This window comes from Erythrobacter tepidarius (assembly GCF_002155695.1).
In the GTDB taxonomy this organism is placed as follows: domain Bacteria; phylum Pseudomonadota; class Alphaproteobacteria; order Sphingomonadales; family Sphingomonadaceae; genus Erythrobacter; species Erythrobacter tepidarius.
This window is the reverse complement of the sequence record NZ_MUYJ01000003.1, coordinates 101,277-115,959: the sequence shown is the minus strand read 5'-3', so window position 1 is coordinate 115,959 and position 14,683 is coordinate 101,277. Positions and strand designations below refer to the sequence as shown.

At 65.6% G+C, this 14,683-nt stretch carries 13 protein-coding genes; 8 read left to right on the top strand and 5 right to left on the bottom strand.

Annotated elements, in window-relative coordinates; genetic code table 11:
• Both BZF61_RS03550 and BZF61_RS03545 read left to right on the top strand, forming a co-directional pair.
• Positions 1-939 (top strand): DUF808 domain-containing protein, encoded by a 939-nt coding sequence (locus BZF61_RS03550; protein ID WP_086617275.1) that lies wholly within the window; start codon positions 1-3, stop codon positions 937-939.
• Positions 940-948: 9 nt separating this feature from the next.
• Positions 949-1,590, top strand: a complete 642-nt coding sequence (locus BZF61_RS03545) for a glutathione S-transferase family protein (RefSeq protein WP_086617274.1) — start codon at positions 949-951, stop codon at positions 1,588-1,590.
• Between the two features lie 7 nt (positions 1,591-1,597).
• Here BZF61_RS03545 and BZF61_RS03540 read toward each other — a convergent pair whose 3' ends face one another.
• The 3 genes from BZF61_RS03540 to BZF61_RS03530 all read right to left on the bottom strand — a co-directional run bounded on the left by BZF61_RS03540 (position 1,598) and on the right by BZF61_RS03530 (position 5,587).
• Positions 1,598-2,236 carry an NADPH-dependent F420 reductase gene (locus tag BZF61_RS03540; RefSeq protein WP_086617273.1) on the bottom strand — a complete coding sequence of 213 codons (639 nt, stop codon included), beginning with the start codon at positions 2,234-2,236 and terminating at the stop codon, positions 1,598-1,600.
• Positions 2,237-2,566: 330 nt separating this feature from the next.
• Positions 2,567-4,108 (bottom strand): class I adenylate-forming enzyme family protein, encoded by a 1,542-nt coding sequence (locus BZF61_RS03535; protein ID WP_086617272.1) that lies wholly within the window; start codon positions 4,106-4,108, stop codon positions 2,567-2,569.
• Positions 4,109-4,159: 51 nt separating this feature from the next.
• Positions 4,160-5,587 carry a glutamate ligase domain-containing protein gene (locus tag BZF61_RS03530; protein ID WP_086617271.1) on the bottom strand — a complete coding sequence of 476 codons (1,428 nt, stop codon included), beginning with the start codon at positions 5,585-5,587 and terminating at the stop codon, positions 4,160-4,162.
• A 56-nt stretch (positions 5,588-5,643) separates the two neighbouring features.
• Between BZF61_RS03530 and BZF61_RS03525 the strand changes: the two genes are divergently transcribed.
• The 5 genes from BZF61_RS03525 (at position 5,644) to BZF61_RS03505 (ending at position 10,614) form a co-directional block, all read left to right on the top strand.
• Positions 5,644-6,474, top strand: coding sequence for an LD-carboxypeptidase (locus BZF61_RS03525; protein ID WP_086617270.1), 831 nt, complete (start codon positions 5,644-5,646; stop codon positions 6,472-6,474).
• Between the two features lie 36 nt (positions 6,475-6,510).
• A complete protein-coding gene (fabD, locus tag BZF61_RS03520) occupies positions 6,511-7,449 on the top strand; it encodes an ACP S-malonyltransferase (protein ID WP_086617269.1) in 939 nt (312 codons plus the stop codon).
• Positions 7,449-8,213: a 3-oxoacyl-[acyl-carrier-protein] reductase gene (gene fabG, locus BZF61_RS03515; protein ID WP_086617268.1), complete on the top strand. Its 765-nt coding sequence runs from the start codon at positions 7,449-7,451 to the stop codon at positions 8,211-8,213. Before fabD ends, fabG begins: the two co-directional genes overlap by 1 nt.
• A gap of 161 nt (positions 8,214-8,374) precedes the next feature.
• Entirely contained in the window at positions 8,375-9,502 is a 1,128-nt protein-coding gene (gene dnaN / locus BZF61_RS03510; RefSeq protein WP_086617267.1) for a DNA polymerase III subunit beta, read from the top strand.
• Positions 9,503-9,531: 29 nt separating this feature from the next.
• Complete coding sequence (locus BZF61_RS03505; protein WP_086617266.1) at positions 9,532-10,614, top strand: DUF2855 family protein; 1,083 nt, start codon at positions 9,532-9,534, stop codon at positions 10,612-10,614.
• Positions 10,615-10,638: 24 nt separating this feature from the next.
• Here the strand turns inward: BZF61_RS03505 and BZF61_RS03500 are convergent, their stop codons facing one another.
• Entirely contained in the window at positions 10,639-12,405 is a 1,767-nt protein-coding gene (locus tag BZF61_RS03500; protein WP_086617265.1) for an N-acyl-D-amino-acid deacylase family protein, read from the bottom strand.
• 87 nt (positions 12,406-12,492) lie between these two features.
• On the opposite strand from BZF61_RS03500, the gene BZF61_RS03495 reads away from it, so the two are divergent.
• On the top strand, positions 12,493-13,437 hold the full coding sequence (locus BZF61_RS03495) for a glycerophosphodiester phosphodiesterase family protein (protein ID WP_086617264.1): 945 nt from the start codon (positions 12,493-12,495) through the stop codon (positions 13,435-13,437).
• A 346-nt stretch (positions 13,438-13,783) separates the two neighbouring features.
• On the opposite strand, the gene BZF61_RS03485 is transcribed toward BZF61_RS03495, so the two are convergent.
• Positions 13,784-14,647 (bottom strand): alpha/beta fold hydrolase, encoded by an 864-nt coding sequence (locus BZF61_RS03485; protein ID WP_245804495.1) that lies wholly within the window; start codon positions 14,645-14,647, stop codon positions 13,784-13,786.
• Positions 14,648-14,683: the final 36 nt, after the last annotated feature.

Genomic DNA, 14,683 nt, shown 5'->3' with positions numbered 1-14,683 from the left:
GTGCCGTCAGGTCTGGTCGCTTTGCTCGACGATATTTCGGTCATCGCCAAGGCCGCCTCGGCCTCGCTCGATGATGTGGCGGCGGCGGCGGGCAAGGCCGGCACCAAGACGGCCGGCGTGGTGATTGACGACGCCGCTGTCACCCCAAGCTATGTAACGGGCCTGTCGCCTTCGCGCGAATTGCCGATCATCTGGAAGATCACCAAGGGCAGCCTGAGGAACAAGCTGTTGTTCCTGCTGCCAGTCGCGCTGCTGCTGTCGGAGTTTCTGCCTGCGGCGATCACATGGCTGCTGATCGTCGGCGGGGCCTTCCTGTGCTACGAAGGCGCAGAGAAGGTGATGGAGAAGCTCGGTTTCGCCAAGCATGGCGAGACTTTGGAGGATGAGATCGCCGATCCCGTCGCCTTCGAGATTGCGCGCGTCGGGGGGGCGATCCGCACCGACTTCATCCTCTCGGCGGAGATCATGGCGATCGCGCTGGCCGAGGTCGCCGACGAGAGCCTCCTCTTGCGCGGTGCGGTGCTGGCGCTGGTGGCGGTGGCGGTGACCGTCGCGGTCTATGGCGTGGTCGGCCTGATCGTGAAGCTCGACGATATCGGCTTGCATCTGACCCGCAAGGCAAGCGCCAGCGCGCAGGCTTTCGGGCGCTTTCTGCTGCGATTCGTGCCCAGGCTGCTTGCCATGCTTTCGCTCGTCGGCACGGCGGCGATGCTGTGGGTCGGCGGGCACATCGTGGTCGACAGCCTCCACAAGCTGGGCCTCGACTGGTTCTACGCTCCGATCCACGGCGCGGAGCACGCGGTGCACGAGATGGCGGGCGGGGTGGCCGGGTGGCTGACCGCGACCACGCTTTCGGCAATCTTCGGGCTGATCCTGGGAAGCCTTATCGCCCTGATCCTGCACAAAGTGCTGGGTGTAGGCGCGGGCGAGGGGCACTAAGCGGCATCCATGAACAAGCCGATTCTCTACTCCTGCGCCCGCTCGCGCGGGCTGCGCGCCACCTGGGCGGCCGAGGAGGCGGGGGTCGATATCGACCTGCGGATCCTGCCGTTCCCGCCGCGCTATCTCGCGCCCGGATACATGGAACTGAACCCGCTCGGCACGGTGCCGATGCTGGTCGACGGCGAGACGAAGCTGACCGAAAGCTGCGCCATCGCCCATTATCTCGCCACGCGCGGGGGTTACACCTCGCTGGCGATCGCCCCCGGCGAGCGCGACTATGGCGAATACTGCGATTTCACCTACCACGCCGACGCGACGATCACCTTCCCGCAGACGGTCTACATGCGTTTCTGCCTGTTCGAGAAGGACAAGGGGCTCGAGGCGGCGGGGCACGCCTATGCCAAGTGGTTCCACAAGCGCCTGGTGAAGGTCGAGCAGCGGCTTCAGGGCCGCGAATACCTGTGCGCCGACCGCTTTACCGTGGCCGACATCTGTGTCGGCTATGCGCTGATTCTGGCCGAGAGCGTGGGGCTGGACGAGGGCGTGCCCGAAAGCCTCAAGGCATACCGCGCCCGTCTCACCGCACGCTCTGCCTACAAGCGAGCCTTCACGCGGGAAGAGGAGGGGCGCAAGGCGCTGGCGGGTTAGGGCGCCTCTAGCGGGCGGCCTCCACCGCCGCAAAGGCCCAATTGCGTCCCTTGCCGCGGAACAATGCTTGGTTGATCCAGACCAGCCCGAAAGGCTCCAGCAGGCGGGATTTGGTGATGTCTCCGGCATCGAGCGGGGCGAAGCCGAGGTCGCTCAGCAAGTCGGCAACCTTCGCCTTGGCCGCCGCGTCATCGCCCGCCATGAACATCACCGGCCGATGCGCGAGCGCGGCATTGTCTTCCATCATCTCGGCGCCCACCGTATTGAGGGTCTTGACCACTTTCGCGCCGGGCAGCCACCCGGCGACAGTTTCGCCCCCGCTCGTGGCGTGCCCCATGGTGAGCACCAGCTCGCCATCGACCATCGCGAGCGGATTGGTGCAGTCGACCACGATCTTGCCCGAAAGATCGCCAAGCGCCTTGACCGCCTCCTCGGCCCCCGACCAAGGCAGCGCCAGAATGACGATATCCGATGCAGCCGCGGCCTCGGCCGGAAGCGCAAGCCCGGCTTCGGCTTGCCCGGCAAGCGCGAGCGCCTTGGGCGAGGAGGGATCGCGCACGCCCAGCGTCACGCTGTGACCCTTGCCCTTCAACCCGCGAGCGAGCGCGCTTCCCACAGTGCCGGCACCGATGATTGCAATCCGCATTGCGAATTTCTCCCTCCCGCGCATCTCGCGGCAGCCCTCTCCGGCTGCGTTTACGCATCTTGCGCCAGAGCATAGGTCTTTCGGAAAATCGAGTCATGCCCTGGATGTGGGGCGCAGCTTGTGGAACGATTTTCCTACCGGATGGGGCCGCGCTAGGATGTGCGCGGCTCTTTCGCATCGTCGATCACCACGCACGCCGGTCGCGCGTTTCGCTGCGGTCGCTTTCTGTCCGTCCGGCCGCCATAAAAGAGGCAAGCAACGGAATTAAAAGGATAAAGGGTGATAGTGCAAAGGTGACAGCGTGTCACCTTTGTCACCTTTGAAAGAAAATTACGCGGCCTGATCGGGGGTGACGGGGCGCGCGGAAAGCTCGCGCCGGAGCAGCTTGCCGATTGGATCGCGCGGCAGGCTGTCCACGAATTCGATGTAGCGCGGGCGCTTGTAGCCGGCGATCTGGCCTTTGAACCGGCGCGTGATTTCCTCGCGCGTCAGGCTCATGCCGGGCTTGAGCACCACGAAGGCCTTGACCGCCTCGCCCCACTGCTTGTCGGGCACCCCGCAGCAGCCGGCGTCCGCCACTTCGGGCATGGCGGCGAAGACTGCGTCGACCTCGGCCGGATAGACATTCTCGCCGCCCGTCTTGATCAGCTCCTTGGCGCGGCCGAGCAGATAGCCGCGTCCGCGCGCGTCCATCGTGCCGAGATCGCCGGTGCGCAGCCAGCCAGCCCCAAGCGCGGCCTCGCTCGCTTCGGGATTGTTCCAGTAGCCGAGCATCACCGAAGGGCCGCGCAGACACAGCTCGCCTTCCTCACCCGGGGGCAGATGGTTGCCCTCGGGATCGAGCACCGTCATCGTCACGTGCGGCAAAGTCCAGCCGATCGAGCGCGGAGCTTCGAGCATATCGGGGTAGTCGATGAAGGTCGCAAAGCCGCAGATCTCGGTCTGGCCGTATCCGCCGATCACCCGCGCGTCCCACTCCTTCTCGATGAACTCGTAGATTTGCGGGCGGCCCGTGCCTGCGCCTCCGGTGTAATTGGTCAGCGGCATCACGCCATTGCGAACCGGGTTCATCGCCTGCCACGGGAAGCAGATCGTGGGGAAGGCGCTGGTGGTGGTGCAGCCTTCGCGGTGGAGCAGATCGAGGATCGCGGCGCTGTCATCGTCGCGCCCCGCGAACACCGAGGTGCCCCCGCAGGCCAGCATCGCCGCCACCTGCTGCATGCCCACCACGTGGAACAGCGGGTTGACCGAGAGCAGCACCTCGCTCGCGGTGAAGCGGCGGTGCTGGGCAAAGCCGAGTGCGCTGGCGGCGACCGCGCTGGCGGCCTGAAGGCAGCCCTTGGGCCGGCCGGTGGTGCCACTGGTGTACATCATGTAGAGCGGCCGGTCAGGGGCAAGGCCAAGGCCAAGATCGTAGGGATTGGCAAGCGGGGCGTGGGCGGTGGTGACAGCGGCCTCGAACAGGCCGTCTGCGGCGTGGCCCTCGTCCACGAGCAGCACCTCGCCCGCCTCGGCCCCGGCGATGAGATCAGCGAAGCGGGGGTTGGCGAAGGTCATCGCGGGCCCGGCATTGGCGCAGATCCACGCAAGCTCGCCCGGGGCCAGCCGCCAGTTGAGCAGCACCGCGATCGCTCCGATCCGGCCCGCGGCAAGCAGGGTGGTGAGGAACGGGGCACCGTCGGTCAGCAGCAGCGCGATGCGATCACCCGGCGCCAGCCCGCGGGCGAGCAGCCAGCGGGCAAGGTTGGTGACGCGCGCGTCGAGCTCTGCCCAGGTCAGGCGCTGGGTGCCATCGACGGTGGCAAGGCGGTGACCGTGGCGCTGAGCGCAGTTGGCAAGCAGCGTATCGAGGGAGAAATCACGCGGATGCATGGCGCCAGCCTAAACGCGCTCGGCATCTCCATCCATCAGCGATTTTGGGGGTCAGGCAAGCCGGCCAAGGATGGAACGGGCGAAGTCGCTCAGCGTGTCGTCGCGCGCCCCCATCACCACGATCCGGTCGCCAGGCCGGGCGAGGGCAATGATGCGCTCAAGACAGGCCTCGCGCGCGGGGATGTGCTCGGCCTTGCCGCCGCCCTGGTTGATGCGTGCGACGATCTGTTCCGAACCCTCGCTGCGGTCGACCGTGCCGCCGAAATAGACCGGGTCGCACAGGATGGTGACATCATCCGGCCCCAGTTCGCGGGCGAAGGTTTGGGCCAGTTCGGTGCCCATCTGCCGCAGCGGCCCGTAACCGTGCGGCTGGAAAAAGGCGATGACGCGACCTTGGCCGGCCTTGAGCGTGCGCAAGGTGGCGGCGCATTTTTCGGGGTTGTGGCCAAAGTCGTCGATCACGGTGATCCCCGAGGGCGAGGTCCCGATCACATCATAGCGGCGGGCAAGGCCGGCAAAGCTGCGCAGCGCATAGGCCGCTTCGTCAACGCCGATCCCCGCCGCGTCCGCCGCGGCGATCGCCGCCAGAGCGTTGGAGAGGTTGTGCAGCCCGGGCAAGGGCAGGATCAGCGGGAACACCTCGCGCCTGCGGTTGTCGATTACCGCAGCGCGGATGCCGAAGTCGCTCTGGTCGATCGAGTCGGGCTCGATGGTGATGTCGGCCATGGGGTTCTTCAGCGCGAAGGTAACCCGGTTGCGGGCGCGCGGCGCCAGGGCGCCGGCCTCGGGGCTGTCGAGATTGATCACTGCCGTTCCGGCACTGGCGATGAAGTTGCCGAACAGCACGCGCAGCTCCTCGATGCTCTTATGATCGAGGCTGACATTGAGCAGCACGCCGATTGTCGGGCGGTAGAGTGCGATCGAGCCGTCGCTTTCGTCGACCTCGCTGACGAACCGGTCGCGCCGCCCGATACGGGCGCTGGCGAAGGGATTGTCGGGGCTGACGAAGTTTTTCATCACCGCCCCGTTCATCACCGTGGGATCAAAACCGCCTTCATGGAGGATCCAGGCGATCATCCCGGTGACGGTGGACTTGCCCGAGGTTCCCCCGACCGCGATCGAGAAACCGGCCGCGTTGAACAGCGCTGCCAGCAGCTCGGCGCGGCTGACCCGTTCGCAGCCGAGCGCCTTCGCGCGGGCGACTTCGGGAACGCTGTCCTCGATCGCCGCCGAGGCGACGAGAACCTGTTCCGGCGAGGTGACCCCGCTGCCGTCCTGCGGGAAGAGCTGGAAACCATGGCTTGCGAGCCATGCAAACTTTTCCGGGGTTCGGCCCTGATCATGGCCGCGATCCGACCCGGCGACCGGATGCCCCAGGCCATGGGCGATCTGCGCGAGCGGCAGCATCCCCGATCCGCCAATGCCGCAAAAGAAAAGCGGGCGCCCATCGAGCGACCCGGCCAAGACCCGATTATCCATATTCTTCACGGTTATTGCCTTGCGCCAGGACTGACAAGCGCCATAGGCTGGGAGATATGACAAATATCGCCATCTGTGCACCGGCAACGCCGATCACCCGTGAGCATCAGGCCGCGCTTGAGGCGCTGGTCGCCGCAGAGTTTCCGGGGCACCGGGTGACGTTTCACGAACAATGTTTCGAGCGTCAGGGCCATTTTGCCGGAGACGATCTACGGCGTCTGACCGCGCTGCTCGAATGCGCCAACGATCCGGCCTTCGATGTCGTATGGTTTGCCAAGGGGGGCTACGGCTCGAACCGCATTGCCGAGGCGGCGGTGGCGCAGATGAACACTGCTGCGCGGACCAAAACCTATATCGGCTTTTCCGACGCTGGCTACCTCTTGGCCGCGCTCTACCGCAACGGCATCGGCCAGAGCGTGCATGGCCACATGCCGGTCAGCGCCCGCTCGGAAGGCGGGCGCGAGGCGATCCGGCGGGTCCTCAGGTGGCTCGAAGGCGACACCAGCGGGGTCGAGCCGAGCCTCGATAGCACCACGCCCGCAGCCGCCTTCAATCTCATCACTTTGGCCATGATCGCGGGCACGCCGATGATGCCCGATCTCACCGGCCATGTCCTGATGGTGGAGGAGGTGGCAGAGCATCTCTATTCGGTCGACCGGCTGTTCTTTCACCTCGCCCTGACGCTTCCGCGGCTCGCGGGTCTGCGTCTGGGAGCGGTTACCGATGTGCCCGAAAACTACGTCGAATTCGGCCAGAGCGAGGAGGAAATCGCCCGTTACTGGTGCGAGCGCGCGGGGATACCCTTCCTTGGCCGCGCGCTGATCGGGCACACGTCTGCCAACAGGGTTGTGCCCTTCGGCCTTGCCAGCCCGCCCACGCGGACGTAACGGCGCGCGCCGAAAAGACAACCGAAGGGGGCGATCATGCGCGCGTTTCTTTTTCCGGGTCAGGGAAGCCAGAAGGTCGGCATGGGTGTCGAACTGGCCGCGGCGAGCGAGGCTGCCCGCGACGTGTTCGGTGAGGTGGATGAGGCGCTCAGCCAGAAGCTGTTCGCGATCATGCGCGAAGGGCCGGAGGAGCAGCTGACCCTTACCGAAAATGCCCAACCCGCGATCATGGCCAATGCGATTGCCACGCTGCGGGTTCTGGAACGCGACTTCGGGATAAAGCTGATCGAGCACGGCCACTGTGTCGCCGGCCACTCGCTCGGCGAATACTCCGCTCTGTGCGCGGTCGGGGCCTTCGGGCTGGCCGATACCGCGCGGCTGCTCAAGCTGCGCGGGAGCGCGATGCAGGCCGCCGTGCCGGTAGGCGAGGGGACCATGGCGGTGCTGCTTGGTGCGGATCTCGAACAGGCCAAGGCGCTGGCCGAAGCCGCCGCGCAGGGAGAGGTGTGCGAAGTTGCAAACGACAATGACCCCTCGCAGGTCGTGCTCTCCGGCCATACAGGCGCAATCGAACGCGCGGTGGCGCTGGTGAAGGACTTCGCGATCAAGCGCGGCATGATCCTCAATGTCTCTGCGCCCTTCCATTCTTCGCTGATGGCCCCGGCAGCGGCGCGCATGGCCGAGGCGCTGGCGGAAACCCCGCCCGGCGCGCTGGCGCTGCCGATCTATGCCAATGTCACCGCTGCCCCCGTTACCGATCCCGACGAGGAGCGCGCACTTCTGGTCGAGCAGGTGACGGGCCGCGTGCGCTGGCGCGAAAGCGTGCTTGCCATGCGCGCTGACGGTGTTGAAAGCTTCGTCGAACTGGGTGGCAAGGTGGTCGGCCCGATGGTTGGCCGGATCGACAGGGACGCTCGGGTGATGAGCCTTGTGACGATGGCCGACCTTGAGGCATTTGCGAAGGAGATCACGTGATGTTTTCGCTCAAGGGCATGAACGCGCTGGTGACTGGCGCATCGGGGGGGATCGGGTCTGCAATCGCGCATGCGCTCGCATCGCAGGGCGCGCGGCTGGCTTTGTCAGGCTCGAATGCGGCCAAGCTGCGGGCCTTTCGTGACGAGCTCAACGAAGCCTATCCGCACCACGATCACGACGGCCATGTCGAGATCACCTGCGACCTCGGCGACCAGTCGCAGGTCGAGGAGCTGATCCCGGCAACGCTCGACACGCTCGGCACGCTGGACATTCTCGTCAACAATGCCGGCATCACCCGCGATAATCTGGGGATGCGGATGAAGGATGAGGAATGGGAACAGGTGATCCGCATCAACCTCGAAGCCGCCTTCCGCCTGATGCGCGCCGCAGCCAAGCCGATGATGAAGGCCCGCTTCGGGCGCATCATCAACATCACCAGCGTGGTGGGCGCGACCGGCAACCCCGGCCAGATGAACTACTGCGCCGCCAAGGCCGGCCTGACCGGCATGACCAAGGCCTTCGCGCAGGAAGTCGCCAGCCGCGGGATCACCGCCAATTGCGTCGCCCCTGGCTTCATCCGCACCGCGATGACCGCCGCGTTGGACGAGAAGCAGCAGGCTGCGATCAACAGCCGCATTCCGATGGGCCGAATGGGTGAGGGCGCCGAGATCGGCGCTGCGGTGGCCTTCCTCGCCAGCCGCGAAGCGGCCTATGTCACCGGGGAGACGCTGCACGTGAACGGCGGGATGGCGATGCTGGGGTGAGCCGCGCCACCAATCGCGCCCCTTATCCCCAGCACAGTCACCCCTCGCAAAGCCGTCAACTTGCCCGTCGCGTCGGGCGCGCTAAGGTTTCAGGCACTTTCCGGCGCTTGGAGGCGATTCCTTCGGCCTCCTGCCACACACTGGAACGATAAGGACACGCGATGAAGGCCACGATCGAACGCGCGACGCTGCTGCGGTGCCTTTCCCATGTGCAATCGGTGGTCGAGCGCCGCAACACTATCCCGATCCTGTCCAACGTGCTGATCGATGCCGATGCGGGCGGGAGCGTGCGGGTGATGGCGACCGACCTTGATCTGCAGGTGGTTGAGACCATGGCGGCCAACCGGGTCGATCAGGCAGGGGCAATCACTGTTTCCGCACACCTGCTGTTCGAAATCGCCCGCAAGTTGCCCGAAGGCAGTGAGGTCAGCCTCACCACCAGCGACAACCGTCTGGAGGTCAAGGCGGGCCGCTCGAACTTCAAGCTGCCAACCTTGCCGCGCGAGGATTTCCCGGTGATCGTCGAGTGCGACCTGCCGACCAGCTTCGAACTGCCGGCACGCCTGCTCGCCGAACTGATCGACCGGACCCGCTTTGCGATTTCGACCGAAGAAACCCGTTACTATCTCAACGGCATCTTCCTGCATGTCACCGACGAGGACGAGCCGCTGCTCAAAGCCGCGGCGACCGATGGCCACCGCCTCGCGCGCTTCACCTTGCCGCGCCCCGAAGGCGCCGCCGGGATGCCAGACGTGATCGTGCCGCGCAAGGCCGTGGGAGAGCTGCGCAAGCTGCTCGAAGAAGCGCTCGACGGCAATGTCCTGATCGACCTATCGGCCAGCAAGATCCGCTTCACGCTCGGCGGGGAAGGCGGCGTCGTGCTCACCTCCAAGCTGATCGACGGAACCTTCCCCGATTACAGCCGGGTGATTCCGACCGCCAATGACAAGCTGCTCAAGGTCGATCCCAAGGCCTTCTTCTCGGGTGTCGACCGCGTTGCCACGATCGCCACCGAAAAGACCCGCGCAGTCAAGATAGGCCTCGACAATGACCGCGTGACGCTGTCGGTCACCTCGCCCGACAATGGCACAGCGGCCGAGGAGCTTGCGGCCGAATACCGCTCGGAAGGGCTCGAAATCGGCTTCAACGCCAATTATCTCAAGGACATCCTCGGCCAGATCGACAGCGATACGGTGGAAATCCACCTCGCCGACGCCGGTGCACCGACGCTGATCCGCGAGAGCGAGAAGGCGCGCGCGCTCTATGTGCTGATGCCGATGCGGGTGTGATCCCCGCCATCTGACGGAGGGGAGAGGCGATGAACGCCGTGCAGGTTCATGTGCGCAAAGGCGCGCTTACCGATGCTGCGCTGGCCGAAGTGCCGCTCGCCCCGTTGGGGGATGGCGCACTGCGGCTTGGCATCGAGAGCTTCGCGGTCACTGCCAACAATGTCACCTATGCGGTGGCGGGGGACGCCTTCAGATATTCTGACTTCTTCCCCGCGCCGGACGGCATGGGCATCGTGCCGATGTGGGGGCACGCGCGGGTGATCGAAAGCCGCCATCCCGATATCGCCGTGGGCGAGCGGGTCTATGGCTATCTGCCGATGGCAAGCCACCTCGATGTTCTCCCCGGCCGGGTAAGCGAAGGCGGCTTTGCGGACATGGCCGCGCACCGTCAGCCGATGAGCCCGGTCTACAACAGCTACACCCGCCTTGCCGCCGATCCCGAGCACGATCCCGCGCGCGAGGCCGAGCGGATGATCTTCGGCCCGCTGTTCCGCACCGGCTTCCTGATCGAGTATTTCCTGCGTGGGGAAGGATGGTTCGGCGCCGAGCAGCTGGTCGTCACCAGCGCCTCGTCCAAGACCGCGCTGGGCCTTGCCAGCGTGGCGCGGCAATCCTCGCCGCAGGTGAAGCGCATCGGGCTGACCTCGCGCGGGAATGTCGGCTTTGTCGAGGCGAGCGGGCTTTACGATGCGGTCTTCGCCTATGACGATCTGGAGCGCGTGACTGTGCTGCGCAGCGTCAGCGTCGATTTTGCCGGCAATGCCGAGCTGCTGGCGCGCATCCATCGCCTGTTTGGCGCGGCGCTCACCCATTCCGCGCTGGTCGGGATGACGCATATCGAGGCGCGTTCGACCCTAGGTGGCAGCGAAGCTTTGCCTGGCCCCAAGCCTGCACTGTTCTTCGCACCCGACCATGCGGATGCCTTTTTCAAGGCGCACGGGCCGGAGGAGGGCGGAAGGCTGATTGCGGCCGCCTGGCGCGCATTCCTTGCTGCGAGCGCTGGCGCTATCACGATCGCGCGCCTGCCAGGTCTGGCGGCGGCGCGCGATGTCTTCACTGCGATGGTGGCGGGGCGGGCCGATCCGGCCAAGGGCATCGTGATCGAACCCTAGGCCCGAATGGATCCCGAAGGAGGCCTATTCCGCCGCCTCTGCCAGCTCCACCCGTTGCGGACCGCGGATCAGACCGCCGGGCGTGGCGCCGGTCCACTGCCCGTTGCGGAAGGTCACTGTCCCGCTCTTGATGGTGGCGACATAGCCGTCCGCCTTTTGCAACAGCCGCTTGCCGCCCGCGGGAAGATCGAAGGCGAGCCACGGCTTACCCAGCTTCAGGGCGTCCATGTCGATCACGTTGAGGTCGGCAAGATAGCCCGGCGCGATCACCCCCCGGTCTTCGAGGCCATAGAGCGCTGCCGTGTCGCGGCACTGGCGCTTGATCGCATGTTCGAGGCTGATGCGACCGCCGCGCTTGCGGCCTTTGACCCAGTGTTCAAGCATGAAGGTGGGCGAGGCCGCATCGCAGATCGTCCCGCAATGCGCGCCGCCGTCGGACAGCGAGTTCACGGTGTCATCGGCGTGCTGGAGCGGGAGCAGGAAATCGAGATTGCCGTCGGCATAGTTGAGGATCGGCAGGTAGATGAAGCCATTCCCGTCCTCCTGGCAAAGAAGGTCGTAGGCATATTCCTGCGGGCTCACGCCCGCTGCTGCGGCGCGGGCGTTGATGCTGGCGTCAGCCGCGGGTTCGTAATCGAAATCCGGGTCCATCTCATATTGCAGGCTCCAGCCCATGCTGATCGCCATCACCACTCCGCCAATGTCCTTGGGGGCGTCGGTGTAGTCATTGGGCTCGGCCAGCAGTCTTGCCTTGAACGCCGGATCGAGCAGCTTGGCCTTCTGCTGCTCCCACGGCAGATCGGCAATCGCCCTCCAGCTGGGACGGAAACGGAAGGGGTGGACGGTGCCCCGCCAGGCCATGATGATGCCGTTGCCGCGCAGCGCGATCTGCGCGACGATATTGGCGCCCTTGGCGTTCTCGGCGCGCATCAGGGCGATCTGCTCGTCGAGCGGCAGCTCCTTGGCGATGGATTGCAGCGCGGCGAAGGTCACGGGAATGCCGGCCTCGCGCGAGAGCTTGCCCATCCATTCGAACTCGTTCCATTCGCGCTTGAGATCGCTGGCGATCTCGAACACGCCGTGACCGCCCGCCGCCTTGGCGCGGCCCAGCGCCCTGCCGATGGCGATCAGTTCTTCAGGCGTCGCCGTGGTTCCCGGCACCAGCTCGCCATCGACCGATTTGTGCAGGACCGTGCGCGAGGTCGAGAAGCCGAGCGCGCCCGCGCGCACGCCTTCCTCGACGATGCGGCTCATCTCGGCAATGTCCTCGGCCGTGGGCACCGCACCCGGCTTTTCGCGATCACCCAGCACATAGGCGCGCACCGCGCCATGGGGCACATGGGTGGCGATATCGAGAGTGCGGGGAAGCTTTTCGAGCGCGTCAAGATATTCGGGGAAGGTTTCCCAATCCCAGGTGATCCCCTCGGCGAGTGCGGTACCCGGGATATCCTCGACGCCTTCCATCAGGCTGATCAGCCAATCATGCCGGTCGGGGCGGGCCGGGGCAAAGCCCACCCCGCAATTGCCCATGACGACAGTGGTGACGCCATGCCAGCTCGACGGGGCCATTTCCTGATCCCAGGTGGCCTGCCCGTCGTAGTGGGTATGAATGTCGACGAAGCCCGGCGCGACCACTTTGCCCGTCGCGTCGATCTCCTCGGTGGCGCTGCCGTGGACCTTGCCGACCGCGGCGATCAACCCGTCGCGGATCGCGACATCGCCGGTAAAGGCAGGGGCCCCGGTGCCATCTACAATCGTGCCGCCCCGGATGATCAGATCATATTGCGCCATTCATTCTCTCCCTTATGGGCAGGATGTCGCAAATCGTGCCGTCCTACAAGAGCGCGAGGATTGTGGAATTAGGCAAGGGAACTGAAAATGGTTCGCAAGCGGGTGTGGCGCTGTGTCGTGGCAGTCTGGGCAATGCTGGCAGCGCCGCTGGCCGCGCAGGATCAGGGCGCGTGGCGGCTGGTGCCGGAGAGCGATCTTTCGGCAATGCTCGATTGTTTCGAAGCCGCCGGGCAGACCTTGATTTCCGCCCATCGCGGAGGGCCGACCCCGGGCCTGCCGGAAAATGCCATCGCCACCATGGATGCGCTGCTAGCGGCATACCCGGCGATCATGGAGGTCGATGTTGGCCAGAGCGCCGACGGGATGCTGTTCCTGCTTCACGATGATCGGCTCGATCGCACGACCACCGGCACCGGCGAGGCCGCGGCGCAGGACTGGGCGGCGCTCAGCAAGCTGCGGCTCAAGGACAATTGGGGCTGGGTCACGCCCTATGCCATTCCCCGGCTGGATGAGGCGCTGGACTGGGCCAAGGGGCGCACCGTGTTGCAGATTGATTTCAAGCGCTCGGTCAATGTCGATAAAGTGATTGCCGCAATCCGGGCGGCGGGGATGGAGCGCAGTGTCATCCTGATCGCCTACTCGGTCGATCAGGCTGCCGCCCTCCACCGCGCTGCACCCGAGATGCTGCTGTCGGTGTCAGTCAACGATCTCGACGATGTGGCGGCCTTGAAATCGGTCGGCATTCCCGCGGATCGCTTGGTCGCCTTCACCGGCACCCGCTATCCGCGTCCCGAACTTTTCGCCGAGCTCGACAGGGACGACATCGAGGTGATCTTCGGCACGCTGGGTGGTTCGCCGCGTTCGATCGATGCGGTGATCGCGCGGTTGGGCATGGATGAGCGCTATCCTGATCTGGGCAGGGAGGGCGTCGACATTATTGCCACCGATCGCCCGCGCGAGGCCGCCGCTGCTCTGGCCGAGGCTGGGCGGCTGCCCAAGCCGGGGCAGTGCGGGGTCAGCCGGGGCGGTTAGCGCCTTTGCGATTGCGGCAAGGCGATATTTCGCCGGTTCGAACACAAGGGCCTATCCCGCCCGATGCCCGGCTGTCCGGCGCGCGCCGTCTTGCTGCTTGCGCCATTGCTGGCGCAGGGCGTGCCAGCCTCGGTTGCCGCCCGGACGGCGACGATGGCCTGCGTGCCTGCCGACGTGCCGGCCATCGGCAATCTTCGGGTTGTTCCTGTCCGCCCCGGCGACCGTCGCTGCCTGCGGCAGGACTGCATCGACGAGGCTCTCCAGCAGAGGTGCGCTGGGGCATCCTCGCTGCTATGGCGCTCGATCGGTTTGAATTGCAGCCAGTACTGATTCCGGGAGCCGAGGCCTAGGCGACCGCTGCGCGCTGCGCTTCCTTCTCGGTTTCCGGCGCGTCGAGGAATGCGCGGATCGCGGCCACGCTTTCATCGGCGTGGGTCAGCAGGAAAAGGTGCCCGCCGCCTTCGAAGGTGATCAGCCGCGAATTGGGGATCAGCGCCTTGAGGATCTTGCCGTTGGCAAGCGGGACGATCTGGTCGTCCTCGCCCATCATGATCAGCGTTTCCTTGGTCAGGAAGGGCAAGGCGGGCAGACTGGTCCAACCGAGCATGCATAGCAACTGGTACATGTAGCCGCGCGGGGATGGTGGCTTGAGCCGGCCGATGTGGCTGTTCTTGTGGTGCTCAGCCCCGTCCCTGTCGACCCCGCCATAGAGCGTGGCGAAGTGTTCGTTCATGAACTCGGGATCGATGTAGCGGCGCGGATCGGCCATCTTGGTGAAAGCGGCGGGGTTGCCCGGCACCATCACCATACCCGGCGTGGTCGCAATCAGGATAAGGCGACGGGTCCGGCCGGGATGCTGGAGCGCGAAGTGCTGCGCCATCGCGCCGCCCCATGAAACCCCCATCACATCGACCTCGTCGAGGCCATATTTACGCAGCAACTGCGCTGCGGTCCAGCTCATGGTGAACGGATTGTAGGGCACCAGGGGATCGGGTGATTCGCCGGTTCCGGGCATGTCGAACATGATGAAACCGCGCTCGGGCAGGGCCGCTGCCAGCGGGGCCACCGCTTCGATATTCGCGCCGATCCCGTTGAAGAAAAGGATCGGCGGGTGATCGGATGGCATGTCGAGCCGCCAGCTAGCAGTCCGTAGCGTCCGCCCGGCTACCTGCTCCATCGAGACGACCGCCTCGTCCATCGGATTTTTCACCTCTTCACGTCCTTTCTCGCCCCTCACGCAAGGGGG